This is a genomic window from Pseudomonas sp. MH9.2 (genome assembly GCF_034353875.1).
Lineage (GTDB): Bacteria > Pseudomonadota > Gammaproteobacteria > Pseudomonadales > Pseudomonadaceae > Aquipseudomonas.
Genome location: NZ_CP133784.1, coordinates 2,764,983 through 2,784,217, shown reverse-complemented (window position 1 = coordinate 2,784,217; position 19,235 = coordinate 2,764,983). Strand labels below are relative to the sequence as shown.

General features: G+C 58.8%; 16 protein-coding genes. 12 read left to right on the top strand and 4 right to left on the bottom strand.

Annotated features, from left to right (window positions below; genetic code table 11):
- Window positions 1-16 precede the first annotated feature (16 nt).
- The 6 genes from RHM55_RS13090 (at window position 17) to RHM55_RS13065 (ending at window position 7,821) form a co-directional block, all read left to right on the top strand.
- Complete coding sequence (locus tag RHM55_RS13090; RefSeq protein ID WP_322182663.1) at window positions 17-994, top strand: dipeptidase; 978 nt, start codon at window positions 17-19, stop codon at window positions 992-994.
- An 84-nt stretch (window positions 995-1,078) separates the two neighbouring features.
- A complete protein-coding gene (locus tag RHM55_RS13085; RefSeq protein ID WP_219064030.1) occupies window positions 1,079-1,609 on the top strand; it encodes a DUF5943 domain-containing protein in 531 nt (176 codons plus the stop codon).
- A gap of 15 nt (window positions 1,610-1,624) precedes the next feature.
- Complete coding sequence (gene dgcA / locus RHM55_RS13080; RefSeq protein ID WP_322182660.1) at window positions 1,625-3,685, top strand: dimethylglycine demethylation protein DgcA; 2,061 nt, start codon at window positions 1,625-1,627, stop codon at window positions 3,683-3,685.
- A gap of 161 nt (window positions 3,686-3,846) precedes the next feature.
- Complete coding sequence (gene dgcB / locus RHM55_RS13075) at window positions 3,847-5,808, top strand: dimethylglycine demethylation protein DgcB (RefSeq protein WP_322182657.1); 1,962 nt, start codon at window positions 3,847-3,849, stop codon at window positions 5,806-5,808.
- Window positions 5,808-7,028, top strand: a complete 1,221-nt coding sequence (locus tag RHM55_RS13070; protein ID WP_322182655.1) for an electron transfer flavoprotein subunit alpha/FixB family protein — start codon at window positions 5,808-5,810, stop codon at window positions 7,026-7,028. The genes dgcB and RHM55_RS13070 overlap by 1 nt, the downstream gene beginning before the upstream one ends.
- Window positions 7,018-7,821, top strand: a complete 804-nt coding sequence (locus RHM55_RS13065; protein WP_322182652.1) for an electron transfer flavoprotein subunit beta — start codon at window positions 7,018-7,020, stop codon at window positions 7,819-7,821. Before RHM55_RS13070 ends, RHM55_RS13065 begins: the two co-directional genes overlap by 11 nt.
- A 100-nt stretch (window positions 7,822-7,921) precedes the next feature.
- Here RHM55_RS13065 and RHM55_RS13060 read toward each other — a convergent pair whose 3' ends face one another.
- Together RHM55_RS13060 and gbcA are read right to left on the bottom strand one after the other, a co-directional pair.
- On the bottom strand, window positions 7,922-8,479 hold the full coding sequence (locus RHM55_RS13060) for an RBBP9/YdeN family alpha/beta hydrolase (protein ID WP_322182650.1): 558 nt from the start codon (window positions 8,477-8,479) through the stop codon (window positions 7,922-7,924).
- Window positions 8,480-9,154: 675 nt separating this feature from the next.
- The gene (gene gbcA / locus RHM55_RS13055; protein ID WP_322182648.1) at window positions 9,155-10,453 is read right to left on the bottom strand and encodes a glycine-betaine demethylase subunit GbcA; all 1,299 of its coding nucleotides are present in this window, start codon (window positions 10,451-10,453) and stop codon (window positions 9,155-9,157) included.
- Window positions 10,454-10,791: 338 nt separating this feature from the next.
- Here gbcA and gbcB point away from each other — a divergent pair, with 338 nt between their 5' ends.
- The gene (gene gbcB / locus RHM55_RS13050) at window positions 10,792-11,892 is read left to right on the top strand and encodes a glycine-betaine demethylase subunit GbcB (RefSeq protein WP_322182646.1); all 1,101 of its coding nucleotides are present in this window, start codon (window positions 10,792-10,794) and stop codon (window positions 11,890-11,892) included.
- Between the two features lie 71 nt (window positions 11,893-11,963).
- On the opposite strand, the gene RHM55_RS13045 is transcribed toward gbcB, so the two are convergent.
- A complete protein-coding gene (locus RHM55_RS13045) occupies window positions 11,964-13,589 on the bottom strand; it encodes a methyl-accepting chemotaxis protein (protein WP_322182644.1) in 1,626 nt (541 codons plus the stop codon).
- A 318-nt stretch (window positions 13,590-13,907) separates the two neighbouring features.
- On the opposite strand from RHM55_RS13045, the gene RHM55_RS13040 reads away from it, so the two are divergent.
- Together RHM55_RS13040 and RHM55_RS13035 are read left to right on the top strand one after the other, a co-directional pair.
- Entirely contained in the window at window positions 13,908-14,141 is a 234-nt protein-coding gene (locus RHM55_RS13040) for a hypothetical protein (protein ID WP_322182642.1), read from the top strand.
- Complete coding sequence (locus tag RHM55_RS13035; protein WP_219064042.1) at window positions 14,138-14,440, top strand: cell division protein ZapA; 303 nt, start codon at window positions 14,138-14,140, stop codon at window positions 14,438-14,440. Before RHM55_RS13040 ends, RHM55_RS13035 begins: the two co-directional genes overlap by 4 nt.
- A gap of 112 nt (window positions 14,441-14,552) precedes the next feature.
- Here RHM55_RS13035 and RHM55_RS13030 read toward each other — a convergent pair whose 3' ends face one another.
- On the bottom strand, window positions 14,553-15,596 hold the full coding sequence (locus tag RHM55_RS13030; protein ID WP_322182639.1) for a low specificity L-threonine aldolase: 1,044 nt from the start codon (window positions 15,594-15,596) through the stop codon (window positions 14,553-14,555).
- Window positions 15,597-15,701: 105 nt separating this feature from the next.
- On the opposite strand from RHM55_RS13030, the gene RHM55_RS13025 reads away from it, so the two are divergent.
- The 3 genes from RHM55_RS13025 to RHM55_RS13015 all read left to right on the top strand — a co-directional run bounded on the left by RHM55_RS13025 (window position 15,702) and on the right by RHM55_RS13015 (window position 19,225).
- A complete protein-coding gene (locus tag RHM55_RS13025; RefSeq protein WP_322182637.1) occupies window positions 15,702-16,445 on the top strand; it encodes a TraX family protein in 744 nt (247 codons plus the stop codon).
- A 260-nt stretch (window positions 16,446-16,705) separates the two neighbouring features.
- On the top strand, window positions 16,706-17,959 hold the full coding sequence (gene glyA, locus RHM55_RS13020; RefSeq protein WP_322182635.1) for a serine hydroxymethyltransferase: 1,254 nt from the start codon (window positions 16,706-16,708) through the stop codon (window positions 17,957-17,959).
- Window positions 17,960-17,974: 15 nt separating this feature from the next.
- Window positions 17,975-19,225, top strand: a complete 1,251-nt coding sequence (locus tag RHM55_RS13015) for a sarcosine oxidase subunit beta family protein (RefSeq protein ID WP_219064046.1) — start codon at window positions 17,975-17,977, stop codon at window positions 19,223-19,225.
- Window positions 19,226-19,235: the final 10 nt, after the last annotated feature.

The window sequence follows — 19,235 nt, the reverse complement described above, 5'->3', positions numbered from 1 at the left end:
CAGAGGGGACAGCCTGATGAGCCCAGCCGAATTGCACGCCGACAGCATCGTTATTGACGGGCTGATCATTGCCAAGTGGAACCGTGAGCTGTTCGAAGACATGCGCAAAGGCGGCCTGACCGCAGCCAACTGCACCGTGTCGGTGTGGGAAGGTTTCCAGGCGACCATCAACAGCATCTGCACCAGCCAGAAGCTGATGCGTGAAAACAGTGACCTGGTCATCCCCGTGCGTACCACGGCGGATATCCGCAAGGCTAAAGAACAAGGCAAGACCGGCATCCTCTTCGGTTTCCAGAACGCCCACGCTTATGAAGACCAGATTGGCTACGTCGAGATCTTCAAGCAGCTCGGCGTTGGCATTGTGCAGATGTGCTACAACACGCAAAACCTGGTCGGCACCGGCTGTTACGAACGTGACGGCGGCCTGTCGGGCTTCGGTCGCGAGATCGTTGCCGAAATGAACCGCGTCGGTGTCATGTGCGACCTGTCTCACGTGGGTTCAAAAACCTCCGAAGAAGTCATCCTCGAATCGAAAAAACCGGTCTGCTACTCGCATTGCCTGCCGTCCGGCTTGAAAGAACATCCGCGCAACAAGTCCGATGAAGAACTGAAGTTCATCGCTGACCATGGCGGTTTTGTCGGCGTGACCATGTTTGCGCCGTTCCTCGCCAAGGGTATCGATTCGACCATCGACGACTACGCCGAAGCCATCGAATATGTGATGAACATTGTCGGTGAAGACGCCATCGGTATCGGCACTGACTTCACACAGGGTCACGGTCAGGACTTCTTCGAATACCTGACCCACGACAAGGGCTACGCGCGGCGTCTGACCAGCTTCGGCAAGATCATCAACCCGCTGGGTATTCGTACCGTGGGTGAGTTCCCCAACCTGACCGAAACCCTGCTCAAACGCGGCCACCCCGAGCGCGTCGTGCGCAAAATCATGGGCGAGAACTGGGTAAGCGTCCTCAAGGATGTTTGGGGCGAGTAACGCTCACACCGTATCTGCATTGAATAGCTGACCCCACTGCCATCCGCGCAGTGGGCGCAACCCGAATTTCTGGAGTGTTACCCCATGGCTAAAATCGCCCCGCAACTGCCTATCGAAGTCGACAGCGAAACCGGTGTCTGGACGTCTGATGCGTTGCCGATGCTCTACGTGCCACGTCACTTTTTCGTCAACAACCACATGGGCATCGAAGAAGTGTTGGGCGCTGACGCCTACGCCGAAATTCTCTACAAGGCGGGTTACAAATCGGCCTGGCACTGGTGCGAGAAAGAAGCTGAATGCCACGGCCTGGAAGGCGTCGCGGTGTTCGAACACTACATGAAGCGTTTGTCGCAACGCGGCTGGGGGCTGTTCAAGATCGAAGCCATTGACCTGGAAAAAGGCACCGCCAGCATCCGCCTGGAGCACTCGTGCTTCGTCTATGTGTACGGCAAGGTCGGGCGCAAGGTCGATTATATGTTCACCGGCTGGTTCGCGGGTGCCATGGATCAAATCCTGGCCGCCAAAGGCAGTCCGATCCGCACTGTGGCCGAGCAGGTTTACGGTGGTTCTGAAGAAGGCCACGACGATGGCCTGTTCATCGTCAAACCGTTGTAAGTCGAGGTTTCCGTCATGGCTTTCGAAGCAATGTTCCAGCCTATCCAGATCGGCAAACTGACCATCCGCAACCGCGTACTCAGTACCGCACACGCCGAGGTTTATGCCACCGATGGCGGCATGACCACTGACCGGTACGTGAAGTATTACGAGGAGAAAGCCAAGGGCGGCATCGGCCTGGCCATTTGTGGCGGGTCCTCCAGCGTGGCCATCGACAGCCCACAAGGCTGGTGGAAATCGGTCAACCTGGCCACCGACAAGATCATCCCGCATTTCCAGAACCTGGCGGATGCCATGCACAAGCATGGCGCCAAGATCATGATTCAGATTACTCACATGGGTCGTCGTTCGCGCTGGGACGGCGACCATTGGCCGACCCTGCTGTCACCGTCCGGCATTCGTGAGCCGGTACACCGCGCGACCTGCAAAACCATCGAGCCGGAAGAAATCTGGCGCGTGATCGGCAACTACGCCAGCGCTGCCGGGCGGGCCAAGGCCGGTGGCCTGGATGGCGTCGAACTGTCCGCCGTGCACCAGCACATGATCGATCAGTTCTGGAGCCCTCGGGTTAACAAACGCACCGATGAGTGGGGCGGCAGTTTCGAAAACCGCATGCGTTTCGGTCTGGAAGTGCTCAAGGCTGTGCGCAAGGAAGTCGGTCCGGATTTCTGCGTCGGCATTCGTCTGTGCGGCGATGAATTCCATCCCGATGGCCTGAGCCATGAGGACATGAAGCAGATCGCCAAGTACTACGACGACACCGGCATGCTCGACTTTATCGGTGTGGTCGGTTCGGGGTGTGACACCCACAACACCCTGGCCAACGTTATCCCCAACATGAGTTATCCACCGGAGCCGTTCCTGCATTTGGCCGCCGGTATCAAAGAAGTGGTCAAGGCCCCGGTCCTGCACGCGCAGAACATCAAGGACCCGAACCAGGCGACACGGATTCTGGAAGGCGGCTACGTCGACATGGTCGGCATGACCCGTGCGCACATCGCGGACCCGCACCTGATCGCCAAGATCAAAATGGGCCAGGTCGATCAGATCAAGCAATGCGTGGGTGCCAACTACTGCATCGACCGTCAGTACCAAGGGCTGGATGTGCTATGCATCCAGAACGCCGCGACCTCCCGTGAGTACATGGGCGTGCCGCACATCATCGAAAAATCCACCGGAGTGAAACGCAAAGTGGTGGTGGTCGGTGCAGGTCCTGCAGGCCTGGAAGCCGCACGCGTGGCTGCCGAGCGTGGGCATGACGTGACGTTGTTCGAGAAAAAAGACGTGCTCGGCGGGCAGATCACTACCGCATCGAAAGCGCCGCAGCGCGATCAGATCGCCGGTATCACCCGCTGGTTCCAGCTGGAATTGGCGCGCTTGAAAGTCGACGTGCGTCTGGGGACTGCGGCCGACCCTGCAACCATCCTGGACTTGCGTCCGGACGTGGTCGTGCTGGCAAACGGCGGTCACCCGTTCCTGGAACAGAATGAACATTGGGGCGCGGATGAAGGCCTGGTGGTCAGCAGTTGGGACATCCTCGACGGCAAAGTTGCGCCGGGCAAGAACGTGCTGGTCTACGACACCATCTGTGAGTTCACCGGGATGTCGGTTGCCGACTTCCTCGCGGACAAAGGCAGTCAGGTCGAGATTGTCACTGACGACATCAAACCGGGCGTGGCCATTGGCGGAACATCGTTCCCGACGTACTACCGCAGCATGTACCCCAAAGAAGTGATCATGACCGGCGACCTGATGCTGGAGAAGGTCTATCGCGAGGGTGACAAGTTGGTCGCGGTGCTGGAGAACGAGTACACCGGCGCCAAAGAGGAGCGGGTGATCGACCAAGTGGTGATCGAGAACGGCGTGCGTCCAGACGAAGAAATCTACTACGCGCTGAAAGAGGCCTCGCGTAACAAGGGCCAGATCGACATCGAAGCGTTGTTCGCTATCCAGCCGCAACCTTCGCTGAGTCAGCCGGGCGAAGGTTACTTGCTGTTCCGCATCGGCGACTGCGTGGCCCAGCGCAACATCCATGCGGCGATCTACGACGCATTGCGGTTGTGTAAGGATTTTTAAATCAATACCTCTGTAGGAGTGAACGTGTTCGCGATTGGGCGCGGAGCGGCCAAAAAGGATTTGTTCATTTGATGAACGCCTGAAGGCCGCCCCGGCCTTATCGCGAACACGTTCACTCCTACGGTAAATGCGTTTCTCCGCTTTCCCGGTGGGAGCTCCACATGTTGAACACCCTTCTTCCCATCCTGTTGTTCGTCGCCCTGGCCCTGGCCGTGTTGGGCGCAGTGCGGCGGATGCTGCTGTGGCGCCAAGGCCGGGCGGCCAAGGTCGACTTGCTCGGCGGTCTGCTGGCCATGCCCAAGCGCTATATGGTCGATCTGCACCACGTCGTGGCACGGGATAAATACATCGCCAACACCCACGTTGCGACGGCGGGCGGTTTTGTCTTGGCGGCCGTACTGGCGATCCTGGTACACGGCTTCGGCTTGCATAACCGGATCCTCGGCTACGCCTTGCTGTTGGCGTCGGCGATCATGTTTGTCGGCGCAATTTTCATGGCACTGCGCCGGCTCAATCCGCCTGCGCGGCTGTCGAAAGGTCCATGGATGCGCCTGCCGAAAAGCCTGATGGCCTTTTCCGTCAGCTTCTTTCTGGTGACCCTGCCAGTGGCGGGCATCCTGCCGGAGCACTTTGGCGGTTGGGTTCTCGTCGTGCTGCTGGGCGTGGCCGTGGCCTTGAGCTTGACGGAAATGTTCTTCGGCATGACTTGGGGCGGGCCGATGAAGCACGCCTTTGCCGGCGCTTTGCACCTGGCCTGGCACCGTCGCGCCGAGCGCTTTGGTGGCGGCCGTTCCACCGGTTTGAAACCGCTGGACTTGAGTGACCGCAGCGCACCTTTGGGCGTGGAAAAGCCCGAGGATTTCACCTGGAACCAACTGCTGGGCTTCGACGCCTGTGTGCAGTGCGGCAAATGCGAAGCCGCCTGCCCGGCGTTCGCTGCCGGCCAGCCGCTGAACCCGAAAAAACTGATTCAAGACATGGTGGTCGGCTTGGCTGGCGGCACCGATGCCAAGTTCGCGGGGAGCCCGTATCCATCTCTTGACGGCAGGGGCAAACCGATCGGCGAACACGGCGGCAATGCCCATCAACCGATCGTCAACGGTCTGGTGGACGCCGAAACCCTGTGGTCTTGCACCACCTGCCGCGCCTGCGTCGAAGAATGCCCGATGATGATCGAGCACGTTGACGCCATCGTCGACATGCGCCGTTTCCTGACCCTGGAAAAAGGTGCGACGCCGAACAAGGGCGCCGAAGTGCTGGACAACCTGATCGCCACGGACAACCCAGGCGGCTTTGCGCCGGGTGGCCGGATGAACTGGGCGGCCGACCTAAACCTCAATCTGCTAAGCGAGAAGAAGACCGCCGACGTGCTGTTCTGGGTCGGCGACGGCGCGTTCGACATGCGTAATCAGCGGACCTTGCGCGCCTTCGTCAAAGTACTGAAAGCCGCCAATGTCGACTTCGCGGTGTTGGGTCTCGAAGAGCGCGACAGTGGCGACGTGGCTCGCCGTTTGGGCGATGAAGCGACGTTTCAGATGCTTGCCAAACGCAACATCCAGACCCTGTCCAAGTACGCTTTCAAGCGTATTGTCACCTGCGATCCGCACAGCTTCCATGTGCTGAAAAACGAGTACGGTGCTTTTGATGGCAACTATCAAGTGCAGCACCACAGCACCTACATGGCCGAGTTGATCCAGGCGGGTGCGTTGAACCTTGGCCAACACAAAGGCTCCAGCGTGACGTATCACGACCCGTGCTACCTCGGTCGTTACAACGGCGAATACGAGGCGCCGCGTGAGGTATTGCGCGCACTGGGTATCGAGATCAAGGAAATGCAGCGTTCCGGTTTTCGCTCCCGTTGCTGCGGCGGAGGTGGCGGCGCGCCGATCACCGACATTCCTGGCAAGCAGCGGATTCCCGACATGCGCATGGAAGACATCCGCGAAACCGGCGCCGAGCTGGTGGCTGTGGGTTGCCCGCAATGTACGGCGATGCTTGAAGGGGTGGTCGAGCCTCGGCCACTGATCAAAGACATTGCTGAACTGGTCGCCGATGCGTTGCTGGAAGACGTCGTCACCAGCAAACCGACACCTGTTAAACGCCAACCTGCGGAGGTGAATTGATGAGCGACATTATCCGCCGCGACCCCCGCGCCGAATGGATCGCCCGTAACCGCCTGCACCCGCTGCACGCGGCCATGCAACCCGCGCAAACCCGCTGGATGGGGCCCAACGGCATCGTGCGCAAAGATGTGCACAACGTGGGTTTCATTGGCCCTAATGGTATCAAGCGGATCGACCGCAGCGGCGCGCAGCAGGGCGGTGCAGTCAAACGTTCTGCTGCGGCCGACGTGCAGTTGCCGCTGCATGTCATCGCGCAACCGGCGTTCTACATTTGCGTCGCACCGGACATGGTCGGCGGCCGCTTGAGCAGTCACGACCGCGACGTGTTGGGCCAGGCTCGTCAATTGGCCGGCAACGACGGTGCAGTGCTGGCCGTGGTATTCGGCGAGCACAAGGAAACTGCGTTTGCCACCGCCGGCGTCGACCGTCTGTTGCTGCTCGACGGCAGCGAGTTCAGCGGTTATTCACCGGAACAGCGTGTTCAGGGTCTACGGGCTGTGGATAACCAGTTCAATCCGCGTCATTGGCTGCTGCCTGACAGCCGCAGCGGTGGCGGTGAGCTGGGTCGACGTTTTGCCGCAAGCCTGGGCGAACGTCCGGCAACACGGGTCTGGCAGGTGACTGACGAGCAGTGCATCGGCCGCGCGGGTGCGGGTCGTGAAGACTTGGCCCGTCCATTGGCTCGCTTGATTCTGGCCGCCGTCGAATGCGCCGAGCCAGTCAGTGAAACCCTTCACGAAGCCTTGCCGGTGGAGTTATCCACAGCCGTCGCTCGCAGTCTGTCGCGTATCGAAGACCTCGGCGCAGTGGCGGTGGACCCGGCAGCCGTCCCCATGGCTGAAGCGGAGTTCATCTTCTCGGGTGGCAATGGCGTGAAAGATTGGGATTTGTTTCACCGAACTGCAGCGGCATTGGGCGCCACCGAAGGCGCATCCCGTGTGGCGGTGGACGATGGCTACATGGCGCGTGATCGTCAGGTCGGCGCCAGTGGTACTTGGGTCACAGCTCGGGTGTATGTGGCTGTCGGTATCTCCGGCGCGATCCAGCATCTGCAAGGCATTGGTGCCTGCGACAAGGTGGTGGCGATCAACCTCGATCCGGGGTGCGACATGATCAAACGTGCTGACCTGTCGGTGATCTGTGAAAGCGCGGACATACTCAAGGCACTGATTGTTGCCGTTGAGGCTTACCGCAATGAGGGGAAACGCGATGCTGCATAATTCGAAGGCCCCTGTGGATAACAGTGCAATTCACATCATCAGCCTGGTGTCCATCGGTGCGCACCCGACGTCCGGCCGTCCACGCCGCGCCGAACAAGATGCGCGCGCTGTCGAACTGGGCCTGCAACTGGCTGGGGACAACTTGCACGTGCTGCACGCGGGCAATGTCGACGAGCCTGCGCTGCGGGCTTACTTGGGCATGGGCCTGGACGAACTGCATGTACTGGAGCAGCCCCCAGGCGCGGATGCCTTGCCAGCGCTGATCGATTATCTGCGCGAAGCCAATGTTCAAGTGGTGCTCACCGGCAGCCAGGCGGAAACCGGTGAAGGCTCGGGCATGTTGCCGTTTCTGTTGGCGGAAAAACTGGGCTGGCCGCTGGTGGTCGGATTGGCGCAGGTCGAATCGCTGGATAACGGCGTGGCCCATGTGCTGCAAGCGCTGCCACGCGGTCAACGTCGTCGTCTGAAGGTCCGCCTGCCGTTTCTCGCGACTGTGGATAACGCCGCGCCCAAGTCCCGGCAGAGTGCCTACGGGCCTGCACAGCGCGGCGTGCTTGCGGCTGATCAGGTTGAAGTGGTGGTGGACGAACTGCTCGCAGCGTCATCACTGCAACCCGCCAAACCAAGGCCAAAACGTCTGAAAGTGATCAAAGGCAAAAGCGGCGCCGACCGCATGAAAGCCGCAACAGCCAAGGCCAGCGGTGGCGGTGGGCAAGTACTCAAAGGCCTCGGCGCCAAAGAAGGCGCCGAGGCGATTTTGAAGTTGTTGATTGAGGAAGGCGTGGTGCGGTAGGTGCGCAGGAAGTACCACTGCGACTTCTGGATGATTACTCCGGATATCACGCCCCGGCGTTGCAGCCGGGGGGGCGAATGTCTGGCCTGCATGGCCCGAGCTACTTAAGCTGGAACTGCGGATCTCCCGTGAGTTTGAACAGCAACTCAACGCCCTCGGGCCAGGGCCCATACCCGGTTTGGCCGTTGATATGGCCGGCATTTTCCACCCGGACCAGTTCACTGCCCCAGGCCTGGCTGAAAGCCTTGGCCCGCTCCTGGGTGACATACGGATCATCCGTACTCGCCACCATGATCGTTGGAAAAGGCAGGCATTGCGTCGACATCGGCACAAATCCCGATGTGCCTGACGGATAGCTATCCGCCTCGGTATCACTCGGAGCCACCAGCAATGCGCCACGAACCTTGTGCGCCTCGGGATACTGCTGCGCCCAGCGGGTGATCAAGGTACAAGCCAGGCTGTGGGCCACCAGCACGACCTCCCTGTCGGCAGCAGCAATTTCCTGATTTAAGCGCTCCACCCAATCCTTCGCGTTTGGCGTTTCCCAGTCTTGCTGCTCGACCCTGTGCAGGCCTGAAAACTGCCGCTCCCACTGTGACTGCCAATGTGCTTCACCCGAATTGAACAGGCCCGGCAAGATCAAAACCCTGACTGTCATCGTTCTTCTCCTTCACGATCATTCACACGCCAGCAAAGAGCCATTGGCTGCAAAAAACACCAGCACACCGATGAAACTCGACAACAACATACGCCGAGTCAGGAAAAACAGCACAAAAACAGCCAGGGACTTCGTGTAAGTAGCTCTTGGAGGAGGCGTGCTGCCGTACAGCGGTCGTAAACCAGTGAATGCATTTTCAGACTGAAACTGAGTTCAGTGTCTTCGGACCGCCTCGCGATCTATCGCGAGCAAGCTCGCTCCTGCAATTTAATTAAGCAGCTGATTGAATAAGGCGTGTTCGTTAAATAGCTTTCGCAAGCAAGCTGGCGCGGTATCAAAATACTTGCCCACAATCTCTGTTGGCGCTTCTGTGGATAACATGTTCACGGTCCTTTGCAGGCCACTATCGACGTGGCTTTGCGCGACATGATCAAAAAACAATCAATAGTGCCCTGAAAGGGTACTTCCTGATAAGTCACGGTTTTTCTTGGGTTTTTCCACAGGCAAAATTCGACTTGCCCACAATTGCTGTGGGTGGGTCTGTGGATAAGTTGTTGGCGGAAGGCCAGGAAGGGCGGCGGGGTTGGTGTTGGCAGGTATTGGTTAAAAATTAATCACCTGTAGGCGCGAGTTCATTGACGGCGCAGTGTGACGGACACACCGCGCCATCTCCCCTTACTCGTGACTGACTGGCACACCCTTCAGGTACGTTGCCGGCTCTGCGCCGAGGTTGCTCAGCAGGCGTTCGCTGTACCAGTCGATGAAGTTGACCACGCCGAACTCGTACGTCTTGGAGTACGGGCCTGGCTGATAAGCCGTGGAGTTGATCCCTCGCTGGTTTTCTTCTGCCAGACGACGGTCCTGGTCGTTGGTAGCGTCCCACACCTTGCGCATATTGGCCGGGTCGTAATCGACGCCTTCAACCGCATCCTTGTGCACCAGCCATTTGGTGCTGACCATGGTTTCCTGTGCGCTGATCGGCCACACGGTGAAGACGATGATGTGATCGCCCATGCAGTGGTTCCAGGAATGCGGCAAGTGCAGAATGCGCATCGAGCCCAGGTCCGGGTTTTTGATCCGGCCCATGAGTTTCTTGCAGCCTTGCTTACCATCCATGGTCATCGACACCGTGCCTTTGAGCAGCGGCATGCGCACGATGCGGTTACGCAGGCCGAAGCTGGCGTGAGCGTAGGGAATCTTCTCGGCTTCCCAGGCAGCGGCAGACGCGGCCACGTGATCCTTGAAGGCCTGGTCGGCACGCGGGTCGGTGACGTCGTCCCATTCCAGCAGGGTTTTCAACAGTTCCGGGTGCGATGCATTGCAGTGGTAACACTCGCGGTTGTTTTCCAGCACCAGCTTCCAGTTGGCTTTTTCCATCAAGGTGGTTTGCACCGCCACCTTGGTGTTCTCCATGTCGTACGGTTCCATGTAATGAGTGAGCGTCGCCAGGAACTCATCGATGGCTGGTGGGTTTTCCGCCAGGCTGATGAAGATGTAACCCCCTGCGGTTTTTACGTTCACCGGCTTGAGGCCGTACTGCTTCATATCGAAGTCGGCGCCCATCTCGCTGCCCGCGAATAACAGGCGACCGTTCAGCTCGTAGGTCCACTGGTGATACGGGCACACCAGCTTGGCGACCTTGCCTTTTTCCCCGGTGCACAGACGCGAGCCACGATGGCGGCAGACGTTGTGAAACGCGTTGATCTGACCGTCAGGACCCCGAAGGACGATGATAGGGTTCTTGCCGATTTGCAGGGTCAGGTAATTGCCCTTGGTCGGAATCTCGCAGGTCATGCCCGCGACCAGCCACTCTTTTTGAAAGATTTCCTGCATGTCGATTTCAAACAGCCGCTCGTCACTGTAGAAAGGCTGCGGCAGCGAAAACGTGCGTTCGCGGTTCTGCAGCATTTCGGCGGTGGCCTTACGTGCAGGTTCCAGCGGATCGCCCAAGCTCAAGGTTGCGGTGACGTCCATCTTTCAAGTCCTCATGACCGGTTTCAACGGTCGGCGAATGTGGCTAATAAGGTTCTTTAGGTCAGTTGCACGTAAGGCGACGGTTCTTTTGCCGTTCATGCTCATGGTTACGCTTTTCATTGCAAAGCGGGCATGGATACTTAGAGCCGAGTGTGGGGTCCGGCGCTGACCGAACCTTATCCATGGGCGACATGGCCGAATCCGTTTCCGACGCGTGAACCCCGGTCGTTAGGGGCTGGTCGCGATAAGTACGTCAATGTCGCAGATAGGCAAGTGGGCAATCTGCGGCTTACGCAGAATCCTCAACATAAGGCCGACAGTCGGCCGTGGAGATGAGCATGTCTAACAGTTTCCTCAGCCCGGTAAATACCCAGACCTGGGCCAATGGCCGCCACCTGGTTCGTGTCGTCAAGGTGATCCAGGAAACCTGGGACGTGCGCACCTTCTGTTTCATGGCCGACCAGCCGATTTTGTTCTTTTTCAAGCCGGGTCAGTTCGTCACCCTGGAGCTGGAAATCGACGGTGAGTCAGTGATGCGCTCGTACACCATCTCCAGCTCGCCCTCCGTGCCGTACAGCTTCTCTATCACCATCAAGCGTGTGCCCGGCGGCAAGGTCTCGAACTGGCTGCACGACACTCTGCATGAAGGCCAGGAGCTGGCGGTGCACGGGCCGGTGGGTTTGTTCAACGCCATCGATTTCCCCAACCCGAAAATTCTCTACCTCAGCGGCGGTGTCGGTATCACGCCAGTCATGTCCATGGCGCGCTGGTTTTACGACACTAACGCCAATGTCGACATGGTTTTTGTCCACAGCGCCCGCTCGCCCAAAGACATCATTTACCACCGCGAGCTGGAGCACATGGCGTCGCGAATCGACAACTTCAGCCTGCACCTGGTGTGCGAGAAGCATGGCCTCGGCGAACCATGGGCCGGTTATCGCGGTTACCTGAACCAGAAAATGCTCGAATTGATGGTGCCGGATTTTCTTGAGCGCGAGGTGTTCTGCTGCGGACCGACGCCTTACATGAACGCCATCAAACGCCTGCTCGAAGCCAATGGCTTCAACATGGATCAGTACCATGAAGAGTCGTTCGGCGCGACGCCGCCTGAAGCCCGCGCCGATGCGGTGGAACAAGCCGAGCAAGCGGCCGACGCCCCTGAGATCGATCTGGCGGACCTGCATCAAGTGGAGTTCATTTCGACCGGCAAGAGCATCCGCGTCGGTCCGGGCGAAACCGTACACGCTGCTGCCGCCAAGCTTGGCCTGATGATTCCAAAAGCCTGCGGCATGGGCATCTGCGGGACCTGCAAGGTGTTGAAGCTGGGCGGGGAAGTAGAGATGGAGCACAACGGCGGCATCACCGATGAAGACGTGGCCGAGGGTTATATCCTGTCGTGCTGCAGTGTGCCTAAAGGTGATGTGCGGATCGATTACTGATGCGGTGTGTCAGGCACACCGCATCAGGCCGTTCGCCAACAAGCTGACGCCTGCCGATGATGGTGTAGCGTTTACAGACTAAACCGCGCAACCATGCTGTTTAGGTCGACCGCCAGGCGAGACAATTCGTTGCTGGCGGCGCTGGTCTGATTGGCACCCGTCGCCGATTGCACCGACAGGTCACGGATGTTCACCAGATTACGGTCCACTTCGCGGGCGACTTGTGCCTGCTCCTCGGCGGCGCTGGCGATTACCAGATTGCGCTCGTTGATCTGCACGATGGCCTGATTGATGGTATCCAGCGCCATGCCCGCGCCTTTGGCGATGTTCAGCGTCGATTCAGCCCGCTCGGTGCTGTTGCGCATCGAGTTGACAGCCTGTTCGGTGCCACCCTGAATGCTGCCTACCATCCGCTCGATTTCGCTGGTCGACTGTTGGGTGCGATGCGCCAGGGCGCGAACTTCGTCGGCAACCACCGCGAACCCACGACCCGCTTCACCGGCACGTGCCGCTTCAATGGCCGCGTTGAGGGCCAGCAAGTTGGTCTGATCCGCCAGACCACGAATCACATCAAGTACCTTGCCGATATCCCGCGACTCGTTGGCCAGATTACCAATCAGCTCGGCGGTGCTTTGCACGTCACCGCTCATCCGCTCGATAGCACCGACCGTTTCCATCACCAGTTCCCGGCCATCGCCCGCTGAGGTGGTCGCGCTTTTCGAGGCATCGGAAGTGCTCACGGCATTGCGCGCGACTTCTTCCACGGCGCTGGTCATTTGATTGACGGCCGTTGCGGCCTGCTCGATTTCCTTGTTTTGTTGCGAGAGTCCGCGCGCGCTTTCGTCGGTGACGGCGTTCAGTTCTTCGGCTGCGGATGCGAGCTGAGTGGCCGAGCCGGAAATCCGTTGCAGGGTATCGCGCAGTTTTCCCTGCATTTTTTCCATGGCAGCCAGCAGGCGGCCGGCTTCATCACTGCCATTGACTTTGATCGGGCGTGTCAGATTACCCTCGGCGATGTCTTCGGCGGCGGCCAAGGCCTGGGAGATGGGCAGGGTGATGCTGGTGGTCAGGAGCCAGGCGAAGAGGATGGTGAGGAGGGTAGAGACAATCAGGATCCCGACCAGAAGATCGAATGCCATGCTGTACTGGTCGCTCGTTTCTTTGTTGCTTTCGCTCAACTGACGGGTATTGATATCGACCAGTTTGCTCAGCGCGGCATTCATTTGTTCCGAGTTGCTCAGCAGGTCCGCGTTGAGTATTGAACGCAGTTCATCAACCTGGTTGTTGCGCGACAGCGTCTTGATTCTCTCTTCAAGCTGGCGGTACTCGGCGAGCTTTTGCACGTATTGGTCATACGCAGTACGTTCCTCCGAACGGACGATCAGCTTCTCGTAGATGTTTTGTGCGGCGCGAATCTGCTCGTTTCTTAGCTGAAACAACTCAATGGTTTTCTGTTGAACGTCGGGCTCGCGATTGATCAGCAAGCGGTAAGACAGGACGCGCAGACGCAGTGTCAGTTGGGTGAACTCATCAAGGGCCTTGATGCTGGGCAAGCTGTTCTGCTCGATCGCCATGCCAGCCGCACGGATCTTGCTCATCTGCGTCAGGGCGAAGATGCCAAGGATTAGCATCAGGCTGCCAATCAGGGCAAACCCGAGAAACGCACGGGGAGCGATGTTCATATTGCGAAGGGACATAAGGGGTTCCGATGAGGGCGCGTTCCATGCGGGTAAGGCAAAAAAGTGTGGCTTGCATCACCTATCGGACATAAGACTAAAGTCTTGAGCATTGCTGGCGAACTTGTCCGTATTTGTCGCAGACGGCTTGGTCCGACGAGCAGCAGGAACCCCACAAGGAAAATGCAGTCAGTAACATTCCTATGCGTTTACATCGGCAACTCTTGAAAAGAAGCGCATCGGCGAGGAATCAAAGGCGTGAACGCCTTGATAAGCCTGGCGTGTGCAGTGACTTTTCTTTATCGTGTGCGCCCTTTGAAATTTGCTCGAGAAATCAAAATGTTGGAAGCATCCCTGAGTCAATTGGAACAACTGGTCAGTGACCTTGTGCAGCAGAATCAGACCCTTCACGCCGCGAACGCGCAATTGAGTGCCGAGCTGGTCCAGGTCAAGGATGACAACGACAGCCTGCAATTGAGTCTGCTGGAGCAGGAAGAAAAACAGGGCGCTACCGCTGCCCGTATTCAGGCATTGGTTCAGCGTGCCACTAGCGTCAACCCTGTCAGCGCATGAGTAGCGATAGTCATGCAGTGAAGGTCGTCTCTATTCTGGGCAACGACTATTCGATCAAGGCCCCCCTGGGGGAAGAGCAGGCCTTGCTGGATGCGGCGGTCATGCTCAAGGCCGCCCTGGCTGACACCAAAAAGAAATACCCAAGCCTGATCGGCGATAAATTGCTGGTATTGGCGGCGTTGAACCTGTGTTCGCAGCAGGTAGAACTCAAACGCCAGCACAAGATGGACCTCAACCGTTATCAAGAGCAGGTCAGCGCCACGGTTGAAGTCATCTCCAAGACCCTGGCTCAGGGTTGAATTGAGCTGGCAAATACAAAAACGATTATTTTGCAGGCGCGCGGGCAAGCGCGCTCCTGCAAGTGCCGTATTTGCTACGCGACCGCGCAGTATCCCATCCAGAAGACCGGCTTTATCCCGCCTGCATCACCGTTCGGATATCCGCTGCCAACTCGCGCACGCGGTCTTCTTCGGTGTCCCATGAGCACATGAAGCGCGCGCCGCCGTTGCCGATAAAGGTATAGAAGCGCCAGCCTTTATGGGTCAACGCCTTGATCGCCGGTTCCGACAGTTGCAGGAATACGCCGTTGGCCTGCACCGGGAACATCAGCTCTACGCCAGGGATGTCCTTCACCAGTTCGCTGAGCAATTGCGCGCAGTGGTTGGCGTGGCGTGCATGTTTGAGCCAGGCATCGTTCTCCAGCAGCCCGACCCACGGCGCTGAGAGAAAGCGCATTTTCGAGGCCAGTTGCCCAGCCTGTTTGCAGCGGTAGTCAAAGTCTTCAGCCAGTTTATGGTTGAAGAACAGAATCGCCTCGCCCACCGCCATGCCATTTTTAGTGCCGCCGAAGCACAGCACATCGATCCCGGATTTCCAAGTCAGTTCTGCCGGGGAGCAATTGAGGTAGGCGCAGGCATTGGCGAAACGCGCGCCGTCCATGTGCAGATTGAGGCCCAGTTCCTTGCAGGTGGCGCTGATGGCCTTGAGCTCTTCGGGCTGATAGACACTGCCGACTTCCGTCGCCTGAGTCAGGGTCACGACCCGAGGTTTTGGGTAGTGAATGTCCTGACGTTTGAGTGCGACTTCACGAATCGATTCTGGGGTCAGCTTGCCGTTTTCGCTGCGGGCGGTCAGCAGCTTGGAGCCGTTGGAGAAAAACTCCGGTGCGCCGCATTCATCGGTTTCGACGTGGGCGGTTTCCGAGCAGATAACGCTGTGGTAACTCTGGCACAACGACGACAGCGCCAGAGAGTTGGCTGCGGTACCGTTGAAGGCGAAAAAGACTTCGCAGTCGGTTTCGAACAGTTTGCGAAAATGATCAGAGGCGCGAGCGGTCCACTCATCGTCACCATAGGCGCGCTGATGGCCGTGGTTTGCCTGTTCCATGGCGGCCCAGGCTTCGGGGCAGATCCCGGAATAGTTGTCGCTGGCAAACTGCTGGCTTTTATCTGTCATGGCCGATTCCCTGTGATCGAATAAGGTCGCACTTTAACCATGATTGTTGGCGCGGGTCATGCGTTGTTCTGTTTCCCGCTTTTTTCATCACGTGCATGGAGCCTTATGAGGTCGTTGCTGAAGCATCCGATAACCACCGGGCGAGACGCTGCGCTGGACCTGCTCAAGTGGCTGGCGATGCTGAGCATGGTGCTCGATCACCTGCGTTACGTCGGCTGGTCGGTGGACTTCCTGTATGTGCCGGGGCGATTTGCGTTTCCGTGGTTTTGCTTGGCAATCGCCGCCAATCTGGCGCGTGGCGGGGCTGGACAGGTTGAGGGCGTTCAATGGCGCTATCTGGCCTGGCTGCTGGTGTTCGCCGGGCTGGCGGAGCTGCCTTACCGGTTGTTCATGCTTCACGCAGACACCTTGAACGTGTTGCCGACGCTGGGGTTGGGGCTGTTGCTGGCGCAGGGTTGGCGCGACCGTACGCCGTGGGCGTTGTGTCTGGCGGGCGTGGTGTTGCTGGTGGCGGCGGTTTTCCAGGCGCAGCTGATGTTCGGCTTTTTTGGCGTCGCGCTGCCGCTGGCATTTTTGTGGGTGCTGCGCGGGCCATGGTACGGGGCACTATTGCCGGGGCTGGTGTGTCTGGCGAGCAACGCCTGGCCAGAGATGTTCGCGGCGGCGCGGTGGGGCGACAGTGTGTCGATACAGGGCATTGCGGTGTGCCTGATGGCGCCGCTGGTCGGATTGGCACTGCTGAAGACCCGGCTGACTGTCGCGGTCTGGCCAATGCGGCGCTGGGCGTATGCGATCTACCCCGTGCATTTTTTGCTGTTGGTCGGGGTCAGGTTTTGGGTGGCGGGGTGAATGCGTTCTATCGGTCAGATCGCGCCGGCTTCTTTCGCGAAGGCGTCGGTTGAGACAACATAAACCTCCCGCCAAGCCCCATAACAGGGCCTTTCCCAGCTACCAATTATCTCTGCGCGCCAAGCCATGTCGTAAACGCACCTTTGCGTGGCGCCCATAGGCATTTGGCCTCTCTGCGTCGGACCTAACATCGCATCCAAAGGGCACTCTACACGCCCTATCGATAAGTCAGGCGCAGCGCCGCCGCTGGGAGAACCGCGATGTTCAGCAAGCAAGACAAAATCCAAGGCTATGACGATGTACTGTTGGCGGCGATGAATGCTGAAGAGCAACGCCAGGAAGACCACATCGAGCTGATCGCTTCGGAAAACTACACCAGCAAACGCGTGATGGAAGCCCAGGGCAGCGGCCTGACCAATAAATACGCAGAAGGCTATCCGGGCAAGCGCTACTACGGTGGTTGCGAGCATGTGGACAAGGTCGAGCAGTTGGCCATTGATCGCGCCAAACAGCTGTTCGGCGCCGATTACGCGAACGTCCAGCCGCACTCCGGCAGCCAGGCCAACGCCGCTGTCTATCTGGCCCTGCTGCAAGCGGGCGACACCGTGCTGGGCATGAGCCTGGCCCACGGCGGTCACCTGACCCACGGCGCCAAAGTCAGCTTCTCCGGCAAACTGTACAACGCTGTGCAATATGGCATCGACACCGCCACCGGCTTGATCGATTACGACGAAGTCGAGCGCATCGCCGTTGAATGCAAGCCAAAAATGATCATTGCCGGTTTCTCGGCCTACTCGAAAACCCTGGATTTCCCACGCTTCCGCGCCATCGCCGACAAAGTGGGCGCCTATCTGTTTGTTGATATGGCCCACGTGGCCGGTCTGGTTGCTGCTGGCCTGTACCCGAACCCGCTGCCGTACGCCGACGTGGTGACCACCACGACCCATAAAACCCTGCGCGGTCCACGTGGCGGCCTGATCCTGGCCAAAGCCAACGAAGAGATCGAGAAGAAACTCAACTCTGCAGTATTCCCTGGTGGTCAGGGCGGCCCGTTGATGCACGTTATCGCGGCCAAGGCCGTGTGTTTCAAGGAAGCGCTGGAGCCAGGGTTCAAGGTCTATCAGCAACAAGTGATCGATAACGCAAAGGCGATGGCGAAGGTGTTCATCGACCGTGGTTACGACGTGGTGTCCGGCGGTACCGACTGCCACCTGTTCCTGGTCAGTCTGATCCGTCAGGGCCTCACCGGTAAAGACGCCGACGCCGCCTTGGGTCGTGCGCACATCACCGTGAACAAGAACTCCGTACCGAACGATCCACAATCGCCGTTCGTGACTTCGGGTCTGCGTATCGGCACCCCGGCCGTCACCACGCGAGGTTTCAAAGTTCCACAATGTGTCGAACTGGCCGGCTGGGTCTGTGACATTCTCGACAACCTCGGCGATGCAGATGTCGAGGCCAATGTCGCCAGCCAGGTTGCGGCACTGTGCGCCGATTTCCCGGTTTATCGCTGAGTCAGGAGTAGCCCCATGCAGCATTACTCAGGCTTCGGCCTCTTCAAGCACTCTCTCAGCCACCACGAAAACTGGCAGCGCATGTGGCGCACGCCGACCCCGAAAAAAGTCTACGACGTGGTCATCGTCGGCGGCGGCGGTCATGGTTTGGCGACTGCGTATTACCTGGCCAAGGAGCACGGCATCACCAACGTGGCCGTGGTCGAGAAAGGCTGGCTGGGCGGCGGTAATACCGCACGCAACACCACCATCGTGCGCTCCAACTACCTCTGGGATGAGTCGGCGCACCTGTACGAACACGCGATGAAACTGTGGGAAGGCCTGTCGCAGGACATCAACTACAACGTGATGTTCTCTCAACGCGGCGTGTACAACCTGTGCCACACCCTGCAAGACATTCGTGACTCGGAACGCCGGGTCAGCGCCAACCGCCTCAATGGCGTGGATGGCGAGTTGCTCAATGCCAAACAGGTCGCGGAAGAAATCCCGTACCTGGATTGCTCGAAAAACACCCGTTACCCGATCATTGGCGCGACGGTTCAGCGCCGTGGCGGCGTAGCTCGTCACGATGCCGTGGCCTGGGGTTTTGCGCGTGCCGCCGACGCCTTGGGCGTCGACCTGATTCAACAGACCGAAGTGATCGGTTTCCGTAAGGAAAACGGCGTGTGCATCGGCGTCGAGACCAACAAAGGCTTCATCGGCGCCAAGCGCGTCGGCGTGGTGACGGCCGGTAACTCCGGGCACATGGCGAAACTGGCCGGCTTCCGCTTGCCGATTGAATCCCATCCGCTGCAAGCGCTGGTGTCCGAGCCGATCAAACCGATTATCGACAGCGTGATCATGTCCAACGCGGTTCACGGATACATCAGCCAGTCGGACAAAGGCGACCTGGTGATTGGTGCCGGTATCGACGGCTACAACGGTTACGGCCAGCGCGGTTCGTACCCGGTGATTGAGCATACTATTCAAGCCATCGTCGAGATGTTTCCGGTCCTGTCCCGGGTGCGCATGAACCGTCAGTGGGGCGGCATCGTCGACACCACGCCGGACGCCTGCCCGATCATTTCCAAAACACCCGTGCCGAATATGTTCTTTAACTGCGGTTGGGGCACCGGTGGCTTCAAGGCCACGCCGGGCTCGGGCAACGTATTTGCCGCCAGTCTCGCCAAAGGTGAAATGCACCCCTTGGCCAAGCCATTCTCCATCGACCGTTTCCACAACGGTGCGCTGATCGACGAACACGGCGCCGCGGCCGTAGCTCACTAAGCCCACTACA